Here is an 18,408-nt window from a genome sequence, read left to right as displayed (position 1 = left end):
TAACAGTTTTTGCGGAATTTGAACCAAAATTTTCTTGTGGACCGGCAAATTAGCTGAAGATCCTTGCATCTTGCCCGCAAAAAAATTGCTTTATAGTAAGCTAATTTGCACCGGTTCTGGCAGTTGAGGATCTGTTATTTCCTTGCTAGTTTTCTTCTTTGGCATGCTCGGTGCGGGTTTTGCCCACATTCTTTCGGCGGGATACAGCTGAAGGAAGGCGCGCGCCATTTCCGGGTTAGTGCAACTAAGCCACTCATCGTAATCTTCCTCGCCAAGAATTACGAGAGAACGTTTTTCATCGCCAGGCTTATGAAAACGTTTCATTAAGGGGTGTTCATCGGCGTTGATGGTGATTTGGCAAAAAGAAAAACTCTGTTGTCCATCCTCTTCATCCCAACTCCGGTAGATGCCAGCTACAGCAAAGTCGCTGCTGTCATGAAGGCCGATCTGCCAACGTTCTGCTTTGCCGCTCTCATAATTTGGTTCGTAGAAATTTTCGAGCGGTACCAGGCAAAGCTGTGAACGGCGCCATGCATTGGAGTAGCTGCGCAGTTCCCCTATGGTTTCGGCGCGCGCGTTCATCGTCGAAAAGCGCTTCATGCCGTCCGCCATTTTTGTCTTGGGGACCATGCTATAACTACCCAGTTGCGCTCGTCGGCGTCGCAATTCATCGTGCGTAATAAATGGTGCGCTGTAGTCTTGCCAAGTTTCAGGACGCCAATCGATGCCGGTTTGGTCGATGGCATCAAACTTAGCTGCGATTTGATCTTTACGAGTAGGTGTGTAGTTGACGCACATAGTTCAGTCATTCGGTCGGTGTTAGAGCCAATCGCTTTTCCTTTAATCGTGAGTACATTGCGACTAGGCGAGTGCTAATGTTAGCATGGGCGATCAATCTAACAGAGGGGTAAATCAGATGTCCTTACAAGTCTTAGAAATCGGTCAAATTGCGATCGCGGTCAACGATATCGATAAGGCGCGTGCCTTTTACCGCGATGTATTAGGTCTCCCGTTTCTATTCGACGCGCCCCCTGCCATGAGTTTTTTGATGTGTGGAAGCGTTCGCCTTATGTTGACTACGCTGCAAGGCGATCCCGCTGATCACAGAACTTCAAGTATCTATTACAAGGTGGCTGATTTGAGTCATGCTGATCAACAGCTACACAAAGCAGGGATAGCTTGGGAGCGCCCACCTGCTTTGGTCGCCAAAATGGCTGATCACGATTTATGGATGGGTTTTGTGCGGGACCCTGACCATAACTTGATCGGGCTGATGGAGGAGCGCCGGTCCTGAATCAGTCGGGTCTAGTTTGTGACTCGATGTGGTCTTGCTGTGAATATGCAGAGGCTTCTGTGAGAATAAGGTCCAAAGCAATGTCATACTGATCAAGCGCAAAGCTTGATTGGTTTAGCTCATAGGCGATCCCTATGCTATATACCTCAGGGTGAAGTGCAAGGGTGCGATCATAAAAGCCACCTCCGTACCCTAGTCGATAGTTGGCTTTATTAAAGCCTACACAGGGCGCCAATATGCAGTCTGGTGTAATCTCTGTCTCGCGTTCGAGAGGCATAGGGATCCCATATGCATCATTCTCCATGCTTTGTCCTGGCGTCCAAGCGACAAATTTTAGTGCTTGCCCTTTGGCGACAACGATAGGCAAAGCTAAGGCAATACCTTGCTGGTAAAGATCAGCAAAGCACGGTAATAGCGCAGGTTCAGATTGAATCGGCCAATATACAGCGAGATGATTAGGACGCTTTTCCAAAAGCACGGCGCGCAGCCTTGCTGCAATTGCCTCATCCCAAGCTTGTTTTGTTGCTACTTCAATTGCACCGCGTTGTTGACGTAGGTGACGGCGCAACTGGCTACGTTCAAGCAAGCTTACGTCGAGCGCAGGATCTTTTTCTTCTTTTACCTGTTTCGGTGGCTGTGTCATACTGTCAATAAGATTGAGGGTTTACCCAAATGAAGCTCATTTTACGCAGGAAAATGCCGTAAAAATCGAAAGCTTGGCAAGTTCAAATCATGTTTTGGAAAAATGCGAAATAATAAATTGAAGTCCTTAGCATCCCATTCGCTGTTAATCGGCAGCTTGGCTATGTTAGCAGTATTCTCCCCACAAGCCATAGCTTCAGTAGAGATGAGCCCAGCGGTGGTGAACGATGATGATCGCTTTATGGCGTTGCGCGACGCTGCCATGCACGGAGACAGTAAAGCGGTTCAGTTACATGCCGCGGTGCTAGCGAATTATAGTATTCCTTCCTATGTAGACTATTATGTCTTGCGTACCCGTTTGGGCTCAGCATCGAACAATGACATCTTACAGTTTTTGAAAAAATATGAAGGTAGTGCCATTGCGGATCGTTTGCGCAATGATTGGCTGTTGTTGTTGGGCTTCCGAGGCGATTGGGGAACTTTTGATCAGCAGTTGCCTTTATATGTTGTGAATGATGATAGCCAAGTTAAATGCTATGCCCTGTTATCAAAAGCGGTGAAGCAACAAAAGGTCGCATTTGATGCCCGCGCTTTGCTAACTTCACCGAAACAATATGGTGATGGTTGTTATTCGCTGATTAATTATCTCTATGCTCAAGGACAGTTTACCGATGCAGACATCTGGGCACAGATGCGTATTGCCGCGGAATCTTCCGCAATGCCACTTGCAAAGCGGTTAGGGGCGATGCTAAACGTGCCTGAAAAACGCTTGTTGGAGGCGATGGATAAGCCTAAGAATCTATTTAAGAAAGAACCGGGCGCTGATCGCTTAAGTAAAGAGCTATTTATGCTAGCTTTAGGTCGTGCGGCGAAGACAGAGCCGGAGGACGCGGTGCACGCCATGCAACGTTTAGGTGGGAAACTGTCGGCTGCAGAACGTGCACAAGCGTGGGCTAATATTGCGTTGCCATCGTCACAGAAATTAGAAACTGAAGCTTTGTCGTATTGGAAGTTAGCCGAAGGTGCAAATCTGACCGTTGAAGGCTATCAGTGGCGTGTACGCATTGCCTTGCGTGAAGGTGATTGGAAATTGGTGAAAGCGGGTATTCAAGCGATGCCAGGTAACTTACGAAGTATGCCGAGTTGGACATACTGGTACGGACGTGCTTTGCAACAAGAGGGTAAGAAAGAAGAGGCACAAGCGATCTTCGCTGGCCTTTCAGATCAGATGCATTTTTATGGTCAATTGGCATTAGAGGAGCGTGGGCAGAAGATTGGTGCACCAGCCTTGGCCAAACCGGTGACCCCGGAAGAACTGGTACCTGTTGCGCAGAACCCCAATTTGCAAAGAGCGCTAAAGTTCTACGCGATGAATTTGCGTTTCGAAGGCACACGTGAATGGAACTGGGCATTGCGTAGTATGAATGAGCGTGAACTTTTGGCGGCTGCCGAATTGGCGCGTCAAAACGACATGCTTGATCGTATGGTGAACACCTCGGATAAAACCAAAAATGACGTTGATTTCAATCAGCGCTTCCCAACACCTTTTAATGACAGCATGTATAAAGCAACGCAAGCGGTTGGTGTTGACATGGCTTGGGTCTATGGTTTGATTCGTCAAGAATCGCGTTTTGCTACTGCGGCGAAATCGCATGTGGGTGCTTCAGGTTTGATGCAAGTCATGCCGAAAACCGCCAAATATGTGGCAAAGAAAATTGGGCTTGGTAATTACGTGCCAAGTCAGGTCAATGACGTTGAAACTAATATCAAGCTCGGCACCAGTTATATGAATATGGTGCTGTCCGATTTAGGTGGCTCGCAGGCTTTAGCCTCTGCTGCCTACAATGCGGGCCCTGGGCGCCCGCGGGCTTGGCGGGCGACTCTGAGCCGCACGGTAGAGGGTGCGATTTTTGCCGAGTCGATTCCTTTTACGGAGACGCGTGACTACGTGAAAAATGTCTTATCCAATGCGACCTATTATGCAGCTTTGTTAGAGAAAAAGCCGCAATCTCTGAAGGCACGCTTAGGTACTGTCGCACCGAAAGGTGTTACCGGCGAAGAGCCAGAGTATCAATCACAATAAGGAAGCAAGATGCAAAATACTGATCTGCAAACCGTGTTGGCGCCGATCTTGGGCGATGATAAAAAGCACAGTTTCCGTCTTGTTATTGGAAACAAAAATTACTCTTCTTGGTCAATGCGACCATGGCTAGTAATGAAGGCTTTTGGCGTTCCATTCGAAGAAATTTATGTTCCCTTGTATCATCCAGATTCAACACAACGCATATCTGAGTACTCTTTATCTGGGCGTGTGCCAGTATTGCTTGCTGATGAGCTCATTGTCTGGGATTCGTTGGCGATTTGCGAATATTTGGCGGAACGCTTTCCAAGCCAGAATATGTGGCCAGAGAGTCAAGCGGCGCGTGCTACCGCACGAAGTATATGTGCTGAAATGCATTCGGGGCTAAACCAACTACGCTCTGCTATGCCTATGAATATTCGTGCGTCATTTCCTGGCAAGGGACGCACAGCAGGTGCACAGGCTGATATTGGTCGTGTCGGTGAAATTTGGGAAGATTGCTTATCAACCTACGGCGCACATCGTTTTTTGTTTGGCGACTTTTCGATTGCAGACGCTTATTTTGCCCCAGTTGTCATGCGCTTTAAGACTTATGGTGTCTCGCTCGCCCCAGCGCTACAGGCCTACTGCGAAAGAGTTGAACATCATCCAGCGGTCAGTGAATGGGTAAAAGCTGCACATGAGGAAAAAGAAAGTATTGCTAAATTTGATCAATTTGATTGATCTGTTTTTTCATCGGTAAAACTTAAACTTGCGCTGCTTATTTAGCCTTTTTATGTTGTAGAAAAATCGAAAATAAAATGAAGACCTATGTTGTTGGTGGTGCAGTTCGTGATGCCTTACTTGGCTTGCCGGTTCAGGATCGTGACCACGTCGTGATTGGTGCTACCCCAGAGCAAATGCTTGAGCTCGGATATACCCCAGTGGGCAAAGATTTTCCGGTATTCTTGCATCCGAAAACACATGAGGAATACGCATTAGCACGTACCGAAAGAAAAACCGAGAAAGGCTATAAGGGTTTTGTTTTTCATACGGATCCAAGTGTCACCTTGGAACAAGATTTGATACGTCGCGACCTCACTATTAATGCGATTGCGCGCAGCGATGATGGTGAATTGATTGATCCTTTTGGTGGTCAAAGGGATTTGCAAAACCGCGTATTTCGACATGTTTCTGCCGCCTTTGAAGAGGACCCTGTACGTATACTTCGTTTGGCACGATTCGCCGCGAGATTCTCAGAAGAGCCGCATGCCTTTACGGTGGCACCAGAAACAATGGAGTTGATGAAGCGTATGGTTGAAGCCGGTGAGGTTGATGCGCTTGTGGCCGAACGTGTGTGGCAAGAAATTTCGCGTGGTTTGATGGAGAAAAAGCCGTCACGCATGTTCGAGATGCTGCGTGAATGCGGTGCATTGCAACGTTTGATGCCCGAGTTGAATCGTCTTTGGGGCGTACCTCAACCAGAAAAATTTCATCCCGAAATTGATACTGGTGTGCATGTTATGTTGGTTGTCGATTACGCAGCGGAACAAGGCTATCCTTTATCTGTTCGCTTCGCTGCACTTATGCATGACCTTGGTAAAGGTACGACTGATCCGGCGATCTGGCCCCGTCATCATGGCCATGAAGAGCCTGGTGTTGATCTCGTAAAGCAGTTATGTGAGCGCCTTCGCGTGCCGACTGATTGCCGCGACCTTGCCATTATGACTGCGCGTGATCACGGCAATGTAGGGCGTGCGATGGAAATGCGTCCAGCAACATTGCAGGATATGCTTGAGCGCAACGATGCGTTCCGCAAGCCAGAACGATTCCTCGCAATGTTGAGCGCTGCACGTTGCGATTGCTTTGGTCGTTCGGGCTTAGTCGATATCCAATTCCCTCAACAAAATTACTTGACTCAAATTTTGCATGCCGCTTTGTCAGTAAACGCTGGTGAAGTCGCTCAACAATTTCTGGGGCAGCCGCAAAAAATCGCGGAAGCCGTTCGCATTGCTAGAATTGATGCGATTCGCGCTGCCTCTCGTGTTGAGTAGTATGCCTTTAACTCTTGTTGAGCAGAAAAAGTCATTGAATTTTTACATGTAATATTGTCGTCATATCCGTCATCTACAATTTCGAAAAAATAAAAACGGCTGAAGAAATTACTTCATCCAACAAGTTTTCGATATTCACACTCAGATGATTGGTATGACCATGTTAAGTAAAACCCTCAAAGTAGTTTGTATTTCTCTTTTTTTCTGCGGTGGCGCGGCCAGTGCTGATTTCCGACCGCCAACGACACCAGGTGTTAGCGGTGTAACGCCCCCACTGCTGACAGCAGGTATGTTCCGTCTCGAATCGGAGCGCAGCTATAAACTGAGTTTGCAAATGGCCTTGGGTATTTTGAACGGTCATACAGAAGTAGAACGTGCAAATTCTTTACTCGCAATCGAGCGGTTCAAAAAAGATTTAGCAAAGTCGGTCACTCGTTCAGATAAGGCAGGTAAAGCGTTTAATCGTGTCAATATTGCTCTCAACGATCAAGTTGAAGCATTGCCAAAGTTAAATGCTAAAACAGCGGCAGCGATGTATGACGTAAATGAAGATCTCTTGATTAAGATGAACTTCTTAGCCTTCGCACTTGAATCCGATACCTCTGATAATTCCTCTCGTATTTCTGGCCTCGCTCTGCGCCAAGCATCATTGGCACAGCGGATGGCAAAAATTGTTCTGCTACGTTCTATGGATAAAGCGATGGCGGCAAAGCAGGGTTTGCAGGTCGATTTAGAGCAATCTCGTATTGAATTTTTGAACGGTATGAATTTGTTGGCCTCAGAAACGAGTTCCGACAAGTATCTACGTGAACGTATGCAAATCGTACAGCAACAATGGATCTTCTATGAACGCGCCTTACAAGCGGCCAATTTCAAAGCAGAAGATTTGCGCAATATTTCATCAACCAGTGATCGTATTGCAGAGATGATGGTGGAAATGGTGCGCTTGAGTTACGGTTTGACGCCGGATCCGAAAGTGCTAGCTGAGCGGCGCTAACAAAAGCAAGACCCAATTTGTGAATTGAAAGACGATAATGAAATCTCCAAAACAAATCAAACTACTCGTGTCTACCAGCATGTTTTTATTTGCTGCTGTGACAAATTTGTATGCAAATCAGGCGCATGCACAAAGTGTTATTAAGATCGATGGATCGAGTACTGTGTTCCCAATTACTGAAGCAGTCGCTGATGGTTTTCATGAAAAAAATCCAAGCGTGAAAGTGACTGTGGGTATTGCAGGTACAGGTGGCGGCTTTAAGAAATTTTGTAAAGGTGAAACGGATATTTCCGATGCGTCTCGCCCTATCCTGAAGAAGGAAATGGCAGAGTGTGCAAAGAATGGCATTAGCTATATGGAACTGCCAGTTGCTTTCGACGCAATCACGGTTGTGATTCATCCAAAAAATAAGTTCTTGAGCAAGGTAACTGTTGAGGAACTGAAGAAAATTTGGGAGCCGGCGGCTGAAGGCGTGGTAAAGACTTGGAATCAAGTGAATCCCGCGTGGCCAAAAGAGCCGATTAAGTTATTTGGACCAGGAAAAGAATCAGGCACATTCGACTATTTTACTGAGGCAATTGTCGGTAAAGCAAAAGCAAGTAGAGCAGATTACACAGCTTCAGAAGACGATAACGTGATTGTGCAGGCTGTTGCTCGTGACCCAAATGCGATGGGTTATTTCGGCTTTGCGTATTTTCAAGAGAATAGCAAGAAATTGAAAGCGGCTGCGATTATCGCGAAAGAAGGCAAACCTGCAGTACTGCCATCGATTAAAACAGTCGTCGACGCGAGCTATCAACCGCTAGCGCGCCCACTGTTTATCTATGTGAACAGCAAAGCCGACGAGCGACCAGAGGTTCACGCTTTTGTCGACTATTACCTCAATGCGGCTGAAGCGGCATCGAAGCAAGTAAAGTACATTCCTTTGTCGATGAAAGATTATCGTCACACAGCGGTCAACTACAAAGTGAAAAAAACCGGCACAGCCTTTGGTGGAGAGCCAGAAGTTGGTGTAACGATCGAGGAATTGTTGAAGCGTGAGCCAAAGAATTAAGATTCGTAATTTCAAAAAAAGGCTGCCTTGTATGGCAGTCTTTTTTTGCCTATCAAAAAATCAAATACCACTCAATGGTAGAGCCGTCGTATCTTTAATTTCTTGTAAAGCGAAACTCGACTTAACATCAAGAACGGCGGAATGTTTGAGTAGAGTTTCCATCATAAAGCGCGAGAAGTGATTCATGTCTTCCACGCGTACTCGCAGCAGATAATCCATTTCACCTGTCATCGCATAGCACGCGACCACTTCAGGCCATTGCTCAACGGAGGCTGCGAAGTCGATGCGTGGTGAGCGCGAATTTCCCTTCGCCGGAGTGTCTGTATGTTTGTCTAGTCGCACATTAATGTAGGCTAGCAAACCGAGTCCAATCTTTTCCGCTTCAATTAAAGCCACATACTTGCGGATCACGCCCGCGTCTTCTAATCTTTTAATGCGGCGCAGACATGGGGATGGCGAGAGATTGACGCGTTCCGCCACCTCTTGATTAGTAAGTCGACCATCGGCTTGCAAGATCGCTAAAATTTTGCGATCAATCTTATCGAGTTCGATCTGAGTCATTAAATGCTCCATTTTCGATTAATTTGGCAATATTATTGCTCAAATATTCGATTGTGTGCGCAATTTTGGAATTTTATGGCGTAATGCAGGCTTTATACTTGCTGTTTGATTTAGCGCAAACTCGCTTGAATGATTTGCTCAGGTATTCGATCCTTGGCAAAGAGTGATAACAGCGCTGAGGTATATTTTTTAACGGAGATGATAATGAGCTTTCAAACTTGGGAAAACCCGATGGGTACAGATGGTTTCGAATTTATCGAATACGCTGCACCAGAACCAAAAGAACTCGAAAAACTGTTTATTGAAATGGGTTTTACTGCGATCGCTAAACATCGCACCAAGAATGTGACTCTGTATCGTCAAGGTGACGTCAACTTCATCATCAATGCCGAACCAAATTCTTTCGCCCAACGTTTTGCGCGCAAACATGGTCCTTCCGTGTGTGCTTTTGCGATTCGCGTCAAGGATGCTAATTTTGCCTACAAACGCGCTTTGGAATTAGGCGCATGGGGTTTTGATAACCAAACGGGCCCAATGGAATTGAATATTCCTGCGATTAAAGGCATTGGTGATTCCTTGATCTACTTCGTTGATCGTTGGCAGGGTAAAGATGGCGCCGAAAAAGGTGCGATCGGCAACATTAGTATTTATGACGCCGACTTTGTGGCTATCCCTGGCGTTGATCCAAATCCAGTGGGTCACGGCTTGACGTACATTGACCACCTCACACATAACGTCCACCGTGGTCGCATGGCTGAGTGGTCTGATTTCTACGAAACACTGTTCAATTTCCGCGAAATTCGTTATTTCGATATCGCTGGCAAATTGACGGGTTTGAAATCCAAAGCGATGACTTCCCCTTGCGGCAAAATCCGCATTCCAATTAATGAATCTTCAGATGATAAATCTCAAATCTCTGAATACTTAGATCTGTATCATGGCGAAGGTGTTCAGCACATCGCCATGGGGACAGACGATGTCTACAAAACAGTGGCCGACATGAAAGTTGCTGGCGTGTCTTTCCAAGATACGATCGATACTTACTACGATTTGGTTGACCGTCGTTTGCCAGGTCATGGCGAAGACGTCGAAGCATTGCGTAAATTGCGTGTTTTGATTGATGGTAAGAGCACAGAAACGACACGCGAATTGTTGTTGCAGATTTTCACAACGACAGTCATCGGTCCTATCTTCTTCGAAATCATTCAACGCAAAGGTGACCAAGGTTTTGGTGAAGGTAACTTCCGTGCTTTGTTTGAATCGATTGAGTTGGATCAGATTCGTCGTGGTGTGTTGAAAGACGAAACTAAAACAACCGCCTAGTCGCCATCGCGACAAGGGCACAGAAAAGGAAAGCTGACATCACAAGTGTTGGCTTTTTTGGGAGACAAAAATGGATACCTCAGTTTCGAATGAAGATTTTCTCGCAACTGTTGCGACTAAATCAAATGGCGCAGCACTGCGCGGCAATTACGAGCACATGGATGCGCATTACGTAGTGCAACAAGATTGGCATGCCTACACGGAAGAAGAGCATGAATTGTGGCGTAAGCTATATCAACGTCAGCTCGCTTTGTTGCCAGGCCGCGCCTGCCAAGTGTTTATTGACGCTTTGGAGAAAATGGATGCGGCTGATGGTATTCCGGTTTTTGAAAAGACGTCAAAAGAATTGTTCGAAGCCACAGGCTGGACTATCGTTGCGGTACCTGGTTTGATTCCAGAATTAACTTTCTTCGATCACCTCGCGAACCGTCGTTTTCCTGTGACCGTATGGCTGCGTAAGCCTGAAGAATTCAATTACATAGTTGAACCTGATGTCTTCCACGATTTCTTTGGTCACGTACCTTTGTTGTTCAACCCTGTGTTCGCTGACTACATTCAACGTTATGGTCAAGGTGGTTTGAAAGCCATGAAATTGGGTGGTTTGGACGAATTGGCACGCTTGTATTGGTATACCGTCGAATTCGGTTTGATCAATACCCCGGAAGGCGTACGCATCTATGGTGCAGGTATTTTGTCGTCTGGTGGTGAAGTGGAATACTGTTTAACGCCAGGCACCAAATCACGCCATATCCGCCTCGATGTCGAACGTTGTTTACGTACCTTGTACAAGATCGATTCCTATCAAGAGACTTACTTCGTCATCGATAGTTTCCAACAATTATTCGACGGCACAGCGCCGGACTTTACGCCACTGTATGAGAAGTTAAAACACATGGATGTACTTCCTGCGAATACTTTATTGCCTGATGAAGTGGAATTACTGCCCGCGCCTCATTAAGCGTTTTTCTTAGGGTTAGGCTTCCTAGTTTCGCTCGAAAGAAAGGCTCAATCTTCGCAGATTGAGCCTTTCTTTCGAGCGGATTGCGAGTCGTTTGCAAGTCTCGAGAATCGCAGATTTTCAAGGAATAATTCGCTTGAGCGGAAGATCGATATAACTCCCCGCAAACCATTTCACGATTAACTTCTGTTTTGCATCGCGTATGTTTTCGTCGCTCACATCTTTACCTGTCCCATAATTAAGTTGTGAAAAGGCGTTCTTGTTGACGTTCAGGTAGACCACGATACGACTGCCTTTTTGTAGGCGTTTGCTGATCAATTTGGTTTGTGTCACTGGTAGGCGAGTCACTTCATTAGGCTTCAGTAATTGACGTTGACTCGGGTCATGCAGATAGCTAGCGCGATTGATGACGTACCCAAGGTGGAAATAATCTCCTTCTGGCGTCAGTTCATACATTGTTACGCCGAAATCGAAATCGCGCTTGTTGATGCTGGCGATGAGCTCGCCGCTGAATGCACCGTTGAGTAGAACGTCTTCTGCTAAGGCATCGCTCACAAAAATGTAGCCATTGCTACTGTCAATATTTTTGCGCACGATAGGGTAGGGGTAGTAGTCGTTATTGCTAATTTTCCGATCCGCAAAATCGACGATCTGCTTTACGTAATTTCTTTGATTTTTCACTGTTGACATGAGACGGTGCTGCCCGTGTTTCGCATCGGGTGTTAAATACAGACGCATTGTTTGGTCGCTCATTGCAGAGAGCGAAGGCGCATGTCGCCACTGGCTTTCGCCGATGGGGAAGTAGTTGATGCGATCTTTTAAAAACGCTGGTTTCTCTTTACCTTTGAGTACATAATCCATCCAAGCGAAGCTCAGTGCGTTAATGTCGAACAGCCCTGCAGGATCAATCTTCAATTCGTTTAAGCTCGCTTCACCACCACGTTGCGCGCCAAAGTGGCCATAGGGGCCAATCACGAGATAGTGCTCGGCTTGTGGATAATGTTGCAGATGTTGGCGCAAATAGTCGAGACTAGAGACTTGCGAGTCGTTGTAATAACCATCGATTGTCAAAACGGGAATGGTAATCTGAGCGAACTCTTTGTCGTAGGGCGCCATCTCTTGCCAATAGCGATCATAGCTAGGATGTTGCAACCAAGTTTGTAGCCAAGGATTCGGCGTGCCATCGACTTGGTCTATCTCGCGATAAGGCCGTCCCGAATACCACCAGTTAAATTGCATGTTACGGAAACGTTGGCGATCATCATTGGTCTTATTGTCGAGCAGTCGATTATTACCGACGTAGAAAGCCCATTGGTAATTAGGATTGATGAAGACATTGTTCTCCATCGGCAGCCCCATTCCCGGACGATTGGCGACGACTGGAATAATGGTTTTTAATGCTGGATGCAGTTGTTTACTCGCAGCCCATTGTGTGAAGCCATTGTAGCTCCCACCCATCATACCAACTTGACCATCAGACCAAGGCTGTTTGCTGATCCAATCGATCACAGTGCGCGCATCAGCACCGTCAGTTTCGTAGGGTTTAATCGCATCTTCACTGAGATACTTTCCGCGACTGTAGGCAATAACGCCGATATAACCATGGTCGACGATGTCTTTCAGTGTTTGTAAATCGCGGTCGTATGGTCTGGCGTAAATGGTGAATTGCAAGATAGTTGGTGTGGGTGTGTTTAAACCCTTCTTACGCAGCATCATGCCTGAGAGATAAGTGCCATCGGACGTGTGAAAAAACAGCTTGTTGTTGAGCTCGTATTCTTCGCCGATTTCGATGACTGTTGCAGGTGTCGCTTGCTTAGACTGCGAGGTCAGTGGGGCCGCAAAAAAGAATGCGACCCATAAACCCAGTAGCAAAGTCCAGAGCACATGTGGCGCTTTGCGCGAGTTGGACATGTGTACGCGAGAAAACATACGGCGTGTGCAATGCGTGCTATCAGTCATGGTATGGAGCAGTTAGATGGGTAAGAAAGTTAAGATGGATGCAAACGAGCTTGATTATATGAAAGTATATTTTCTGATGATGGAGAAATTGTGGAGAAGCTGGTGAGGATTTGTTACGAAGTTGTTGTTATATCGGCAGTTTGTTAACTTTCAATTCAAATTTGCGCCTTTAAATTGTCGGCTGCCTTGTTGTTTTAAATTTAACACCACTATAATTTATACACATTTTATTTTGTTATGTATTTTAAGTAATTATTTTTGTGAATTTTTGAACGGGCTAGGCATGTCTCATATTTCAACAGCGTCGGTTTCTTCTTTCGAAAGCGCGGAAGTCAACGAAGAGCAATTAGTTCAAGATCTAGTTACGCGCCTTAAGCAAAGGATCACGCACGACAACCCTAAACGCAATATGCGGCGGGATGCACACGCCAAAATGCATGGCCTGGTGAAAGCGGAGTTCACGGTCTTGGCTGACCTGCCGCCTCATTTGCGTATAGGCCTTTTTCGCGAGCCTAAGACCTATCAAGCTTGGGTTCGTTACTCGAACCAAGATAGCGCGATCAGTCCTGATATTAACGGCGATATTCGTGGCATGGCGATCAAGTTGATGGGGGTACATGGCGAGAAAATTTTAGAAGAGGCCAAGAGTGCAGCGACCCATGATTTTGTATTAATTAGCACACCAGTGTTCGTGACTAAGGATGTGGCGGAGTTTGATGCCATGATCAAGGCGATGGGCAGTAATGTATTGGTGAAAGCGTGGTTTTTCTTGAGTCATTGGCGCATCTTGAAAAATTTACGCAGTGCGATGAAGCCGTTTTCCAATCTACTCCAAACCCAATTTTTCAGCGCAACACCGTATTTATTTGGCGACCGTGCTGTGAAGTATTCTGCGCGTCCGCATCTGCCTCGGCAAGAGGCTATGCCTGATAAACCCAGTGATGATTTTTTGCGAGAACGCTTGGTACGGGATCTTAAACAAAACGATATGGTGTTCGACTTCTGCGTGCAGTTCCAAGTCGATAAAGAAGCGATGCCGATTGAAGACCCAGGTGTACTATGGGATGAGACAGTCTCACCGTTTCAGGCCGTGGCTCGCATCAAGATTTTGCGTCAGGAGTTTGACTCAGAAGCACAACGTGCCTATGGCGATAATCTCTCATTTTCGCCTTGGCACGCTTTGCCTGCACATCGCCCGCTCGGTAGTATTAACCGTGCGCGCAAAATTGTGTATCGTGCGATCTCTTTGTTTCGTCATGAAAGCAACCAAACAGCGCGATTCGAGCCCGATAGTTGGCACGCAGACTTGAGCTAATTGAGCGATTGGTGTGCGTTAAATCTGAGTATCAGGGAAGTGCTTAGGCAAGCCTGAATACACGCTGCTTTCGCCTTCTGGACGTGTCTTGAAACGGCGATGGGTCCAGAAGTATTCCGGTGTGATTTTTAGGATCTCCGACTCAATATAAGCGTTCATGCGACGTGTATCTTTGAGTAAGTCGCCTTCGGGGTAATCTGACCACGGCTGATCGAATTTTACGTTCCAGCCATCATAGCCTTCGCGGATGCTGGCAATGACAGGAATCACTTTCGCATGGGTGGCAGAAGCGATTCGCGGCAAAGCCGTAAGAGTGGCGGCAGGGATGCCGAAGAAAGGAACAAACTCCGCATCTTTAGATCCGAAGTCCATGTCCGGTAGCATGAAGAAAGGTAGGTTCTCTTTCATCGCACGCATAATCGGTTTTACACCTTCGGCGCGTGAAAAAAGTTTCACGGGGCGAAAGCGCGAACGGCCTTTACGCAAGGCTTGATCGAACACTTTATTCCTTTGTTTGGTGTAGATCGAACACAGCGAAGATTCAAGCATCACAGCAACCCCAGCAACGTCGAGGCTGACAAAATGTGGGCACATAAATACGGTAGGCGTCGCGATCATTTCTGCCATCGGCATCGCATATTCTACGTGGATTAAACGACGTAGGCGACGCTCAGAACCCCACCACAAAATACCGCGTTCTAACACGCTACGCACATACACTTGAAAATGGCGATGAGCGATCGCTGTGCACTCGGCCTCTGTCATATTAGGGAAGCAGAGTCGCAAATTGGTCATGCAGATATGACGGCGGCGCTTCAGCAACTTAAACAAGAGACTGCCCAAGCCTTCGCCTATGCGTGCCAATACAGGCAGTGGCAGCCAATGCAGCAGCCACATTACTAGTAAGGCTAATCTCATTTTTGTTCCTGATCTATTGAGTTGCTTGCTTCGTTGGGGCCAGCGACACCATCGGGTGTTTTGTAGCGATGGTAGCTCCAAAAATATTGTGCAGGCACCTGTGCGATGAGTTTTTCCATAGCGCGATTGATTGCTTCTGCTTGTTGCGCAGGATCGCCATCCATGCTTTCTTCGAACTTGACAAAACGTTGCACGAAACCGCGACCAAAAGGCAAACGTTCTGCATAAGTCAGAATAATCGGCGCCCCGGTCATGGCATGTAATTTGGCTGACAGCGTCATGGTATAAGCGTGCTTGCCAAAGAATTTAGCCCACACGCCTTCGCCTTGTTGTGGAACTTGATCGGGCAACAGACCAATCGCTTCGCCACGTTTTAATGCTTTAGCAAGTGCACGCACGCCAGACAAGTTTGCCGGCGCCAATAACATGCCGCTTGAAGCTCTGGCATCTTCTAGCAAAGGTTTGAGTGCCTCTTTACGCGGTGGACGGTACAGCACAGTCATTTTGGTACGTAGGGCGATGGATTTGCCGGACAATTCAAAACAACCTAAATGGGGCGTCAAAAAGATAACACCTTGTTTGGCGTCAATCGCCTGCTGAGCGATATCCCAATCTTCGAGTTCAACTTTGGCGGCGAGGCGATTAGCACGTCCCAACCAAATCAGCGGCAACTCCATGATGTTTTTGCCAGCTTCACGTAGTGCGACACCGATGTGTTGCTCATAGCCCGCCAGTGCCATATTGGCACGCATGCGGCGGCGATAGGTGGGAGAAAGCCCATAAACAAGGTAACCCAAGACGATGCCAACTGCATGCAGTAAAGGCAAGGGAAAGTACGATAGAAAGCGAAACAGACGAATCAGCATGTGCCGTGGAACTTGAAATAAAATAAATTTTATGTGGATTTGCTTCGGGTATTGGGCTAAATCATATCGATAAACCGCAAAAAATGAAGGTGATTCGACACGAAAGCAATAAGAGGCGTAAAATAGCACATATTGGCAACGCAAACTACTTTGCATGCCCCCGCCGAGTTAAATAGACAACTTGCGAAGCGGGTAATAAATTTCGCTAAAGCGTCGCAGGCACCACTCCCACTGCGGCTTTGTTGAATTACCGTTTTTATAGGAGCCTGCGATGGCAAATGACTTCCTTTTTACCTCAGAATCCGTTTCTGAAGGCCACCCAGATAAAGTTGCAGATCAAATCTCTGATGCAATTTTAGATGCAATCTTCGAACAAGACCCACGCTCTCGTGTTGCTGCTGAAACCCTCGTAAATACTGGCTTAGTGGTTTTGGCTGGTGAAATCACGACTAACGCGCATGTTGATTACATTCAAGTCGCACGTGACACCATCAAGCGTATCGGTTACGACAATACTGAATTTGGTATCGACTACAAGGGTTGTGCCGTGTTGGTCGCTTACGACAAACAATCGAACGATATCGCCCAGGGGGTTGATCATGCCTCTGATGATCACTTGAATACAGGCGCTGGCGACCAGGGCTTGATGTTTGGCTATGCGTGCGATGAAACGCCAGAACTAATGCCTGCACCTATTTACTACGCACATCGTTTGGTTGAGCGCCAAGCGCAATTGCGTAAAGATGGTCGTTTGCCATTCTTGCGTCCCGACGCTAAAGGTCAAGTGACGATGCGTTATGTCGATGGCAAACCACATAGTATCGATACAGTAGTTCTGTCGACACAACACAGTCCAGATCAAAGCGATGGCAATAAGATGAAAGCTTCGTTCGTGGAAGCTGTTGTGGAAGAGATTATTCGTCCTGTATTGCCAGCAGAATGGTTGAAAGAAACGAAGTTTTTGATCAACCCAACTGGTCGTTTCGTCATCGGTGGACCGCAAGGCGATTGCGGCTTAACTGGTCGTAAAATTATTGTTGATACCTACGGCGGCGCTTGCCCACACGGCGGTGGTGCTTTTTCTGGTAAAGATCCTACTAAGGTTGACCGTTCTGCTGCCTATGCGGCGCGTTATGTGGCGAAGAATATCGTTGCAGCTGGTTTGGCAAAACAATGCCAGATCCAAGTGGCGTACGCGATTGGCGTAGCACGACCAATGAACGTGACAGTCTACACTGAAGGTACAGGCGTGATTCCTGATGAGCAAATCGCTGCCTTGGTTAATGAATACTTTGATTTGCGTCCACGCGGTATTATTCAAATGTTGGACTTGCTCCGCCCAATTTATTCCAAGACTGCAGCATATGGTCACTTTGGTCGTGAAGAACCTGAGTTCACGTGGGAACGCACAGACAAAGCGCAAATCTTACGTGCAGCGGCTGGTCTGTAAATATTGAGTATTGAGAGCTAATTGGGTACGGTATATTGGTGTACATGAGAATTAGATCTTTACGAAAACGAGCGATGTGGCTGGTGAGCGCATCGCTCTTTTCATTGGCGGCTGTACCGGCATCTTTTGCTATTGCTGCGGAGTCTGCTGAGCCCTTAGAGGCGGCATCCATTCCCGCAAATCCTGCACTAGCTGATTGGTGTAAACGCGTAACGCCGCGCTTGCCCAAGGTTAGTTTGGCCGATTGCCGTGCAGCGAAATTGAATGCTACTGGCGTCAACTCAGTCGACGGCTTGGCGCTGATGCTTCGCGACTTTCCCGCAGAATCAAAACGCAAACATCCTGTGCGCATTTTGTTGATCGGCGGTATCCATGGCGATGAGCATACAGCTTCGTCGATCGTGTTTAAGTGGATGGAAGTCTTACAAAAGAATCGCCCACAGGAATTTCAATGGAAAGTTGCTCCAATTGTGAACCCCGATGGTTTATTGGCGCGCAAACGTGTCAATGCGCGCGGTGTGGATCTCAATCGCAATTTCCCAACGCCAGATTGGGACAAAGAAGCGCGTGCTTATTGGGAAAAGAAAACCAAGAGCGATCCGCGCCGCTTTCCTGGTAATGCACCAATTTCTGAACCTGAGAGTCGTTGGGTATTCGACACCATCAAGACTTATAAACCGCATGTCATTATTTCTGTGCATGCGCCTTTTGGCGTACTTGATCTTGATGGCCCCGCAAAGCCACCACGCCGTTTTGGACGCTTGGTGTATAACCGAGTCGGCGTCTATCCGGGTTCACTGGGGAATTACAGCGGTATGCACCAAGAGATTCCTGTGTTGACGATTGAATTGCCGCATGCTTTGAAGATGCCGGTGGATGTCGAAGTGAATCGGATTTGGCAGGACATGCAAGTCTGGATACGGAATAATATTTCCTCCCGCAAAAAATAAGTCATAAA

The 18,408-nt window shown here is 47.0% G+C and carries 17 protein-coding genes; 11 read left to right on the top strand and 6 right to left on the bottom strand.

Going from position 1 to position 18,408, the window contains the following annotated elements; all coding sequences use genetic code 11:
- Window positions 1–90: 90 nt before the first annotated feature.
- Window positions 91–798 carry an SOS response-associated peptidase gene (locus tag H8K36_RS06670; protein ID WP_186914500.1) on the bottom strand — a complete coding sequence of 236 codons (708 nt, stop codon included), beginning with the start codon at window positions 796–798 and terminating at the stop codon, window positions 91–93.
- Window positions 799–916: 118 nt separating this feature from the next.
- Here H8K36_RS06670 and H8K36_RS06665 point away from each other — a divergent pair, with 118 nt between their 5' ends.
- Window positions 917–1,294 carry a VOC family protein gene (locus H8K36_RS06665; RefSeq protein ID WP_186914501.1) on the top strand — a complete coding sequence of 126 codons (378 nt, stop codon included), beginning with the start codon at window positions 917–919 and terminating at the stop codon, window positions 1,292–1,294.
- Window position 1,295: 1 nt separating this feature from the next.
- Here H8K36_RS06665 and H8K36_RS06660 read toward each other — a convergent pair whose 3' ends face one another.
- Window positions 1,296–1,937, bottom strand: coding sequence for a 5-formyltetrahydrofolate cyclo-ligase (locus H8K36_RS06660; RefSeq protein ID WP_186914502.1), 642 nt, complete (start codon window positions 1,935–1,937; stop codon window positions 1,296–1,298).
- Window positions 1,938–2,039: 102 nt separating this feature from the next.
- Here H8K36_RS06660 and H8K36_RS06655 point away from each other — a divergent pair, with 102 nt between their 5' ends.
- The 5 genes from H8K36_RS06655 (at window position 2,040) to H8K36_RS06635 (ending at window position 8,100) form a co-directional block, all read left to right on the top strand.
- A complete protein-coding gene (locus H8K36_RS06655; protein ID WP_186914503.1) occupies window positions 2,040–4,019 on the top strand; it encodes a lytic transglycosylase domain-containing protein in 1,980 nt (659 codons plus the stop codon).
- 9 nt (window positions 4,020–4,028) lie between these two features.
- Window positions 4,029–4,739, top strand: a complete 711-nt coding sequence (locus H8K36_RS06650) for a glutathione S-transferase family protein (protein ID WP_186914504.1) — start codon at window positions 4,029–4,031, stop codon at window positions 4,737–4,739.
- Between the two features lie 77 nt (window positions 4,740–4,816).
- Window positions 4,817–6,049 (top strand): multifunctional CCA addition/repair protein, encoded by a 1,233-nt coding sequence (locus H8K36_RS06645; protein ID WP_186914505.1) that lies wholly within the window; start codon window positions 4,817–4,819, stop codon window positions 6,047–6,049.
- 160 nt (window positions 6,050–6,209) lie between these two features.
- Window positions 6,210–7,046, top strand: a complete 837-nt coding sequence (locus H8K36_RS06640; protein WP_186914506.1) for a hypothetical protein — start codon at window positions 6,210–6,212, stop codon at window positions 7,044–7,046.
- A gap of 37 nt (window positions 7,047–7,083) precedes the next feature.
- Window positions 7,084–8,100, top strand: coding sequence for a PstS family phosphate ABC transporter substrate-binding protein (locus H8K36_RS06635; protein ID WP_230404305.1), 1,017 nt, complete (start codon window positions 7,084–7,086; stop codon window positions 8,098–8,100).
- 60 nt (window positions 8,101–8,160) lie between these two features.
- Here H8K36_RS06635 and H8K36_RS06630 read toward each other — a convergent pair whose 3' ends face one another.
- A complete protein-coding gene (locus H8K36_RS06630; RefSeq protein WP_186914507.1) occupies window positions 8,161–8,661 on the bottom strand; it encodes an Lrp/AsnC family transcriptional regulator in 501 nt (166 codons plus the stop codon).
- 204 nt (window positions 8,662–8,865) lie between these two features.
- Between H8K36_RS06630 and hppD the strand changes: the two genes are divergently transcribed.
- Together hppD and phhA are read left to right on the top strand one after the other, a co-directional pair.
- The gene (hppD, locus tag H8K36_RS06625; protein WP_186914508.1) at window positions 8,866–9,984 is read left to right on the top strand and encodes a 4-hydroxyphenylpyruvate dioxygenase; all 1,119 of its coding nucleotides are present in this window, start codon (window positions 8,866–8,868) and stop codon (window positions 9,982–9,984) included.
- Between the two features lie 70 nt (window positions 9,985–10,054).
- Entirely contained in the window at window positions 10,055–10,942 is an 888-nt protein-coding gene (gene phhA / locus H8K36_RS06620; RefSeq protein ID WP_186914509.1) for a phenylalanine 4-monooxygenase, read from the top strand.
- 120 nt (window positions 10,943–11,062) lie between these two features.
- Here phhA and H8K36_RS06615 read toward each other — a convergent pair whose 3' ends face one another.
- Entirely contained in the window at window positions 11,063–12,853 is a 1,791-nt protein-coding gene (locus H8K36_RS06615) for a CocE/NonD family hydrolase (RefSeq protein WP_186914510.1), read from the bottom strand.
- A gap of 331 nt (window positions 12,854–13,184) precedes the next feature.
- On the opposite strand from H8K36_RS06615, the gene H8K36_RS06610 reads away from it, so the two are divergent.
- Window positions 13,185–14,216, top strand: a complete 1,032-nt coding sequence (locus tag H8K36_RS06610; protein WP_186914511.1) for a catalase family protein — start codon at window positions 13,185–13,187, stop codon at window positions 14,214–14,216.
- 18 nt (window positions 14,217–14,234) lie between these two features.
- Here the strand turns inward: H8K36_RS06610 and H8K36_RS06605 are convergent, their stop codons facing one another.
- Both H8K36_RS06605 and H8K36_RS06600 read right to left on the bottom strand, forming a co-directional pair.
- The gene (locus H8K36_RS06605) at window positions 14,235–15,134 is read right to left on the bottom strand and encodes an LpxL/LpxP family acyltransferase (RefSeq protein WP_186914512.1); all 900 of its coding nucleotides are present in this window, start codon (window positions 15,132–15,134) and stop codon (window positions 14,235–14,237) included.
- Window positions 15,131–16,000, bottom strand: a complete 870-nt coding sequence (locus tag H8K36_RS06600) for a lysophospholipid acyltransferase family protein (protein WP_186914513.1) — start codon at window positions 15,998–16,000, stop codon at window positions 15,131–15,133. Before H8K36_RS06600 ends, H8K36_RS06605 begins: the two co-directional genes overlap by 4 nt.
- A 271-nt stretch (window positions 16,001–16,271) precedes the next feature.
- Between H8K36_RS06600 and metK the strand changes: the two genes are divergently transcribed.
- Complete coding sequence (gene metK / locus H8K36_RS06595) at window positions 16,272–17,450, top strand: methionine adenosyltransferase (RefSeq protein ID WP_186914514.1); 1,179 nt, start codon at window positions 16,272–16,274, stop codon at window positions 17,448–17,450.
- 44 nt (window positions 17,451–17,494) lie between these two features.
- Entirely contained in the window at window positions 17,495–18,400 is a 906-nt protein-coding gene (locus H8K36_RS06590) for a DUF2817 domain-containing protein (protein ID WP_230404304.1), read from the top strand.
- Window positions 18,401–18,408 lie beyond the last annotated feature (8 nt).

It is taken from the genome of Affinundibacterium nitidum, from assembly GCF_014284155.1.
In the GTDB taxonomy this organism is placed as follows: Bacteria; Pseudomonadota; Gammaproteobacteria; order Burkholderiales; family Burkholderiaceae_D; genus Undibacterium; species Undibacterium nitidum.
This window is presented reverse-complemented; position numbering and strand designations above follow the sequence as displayed.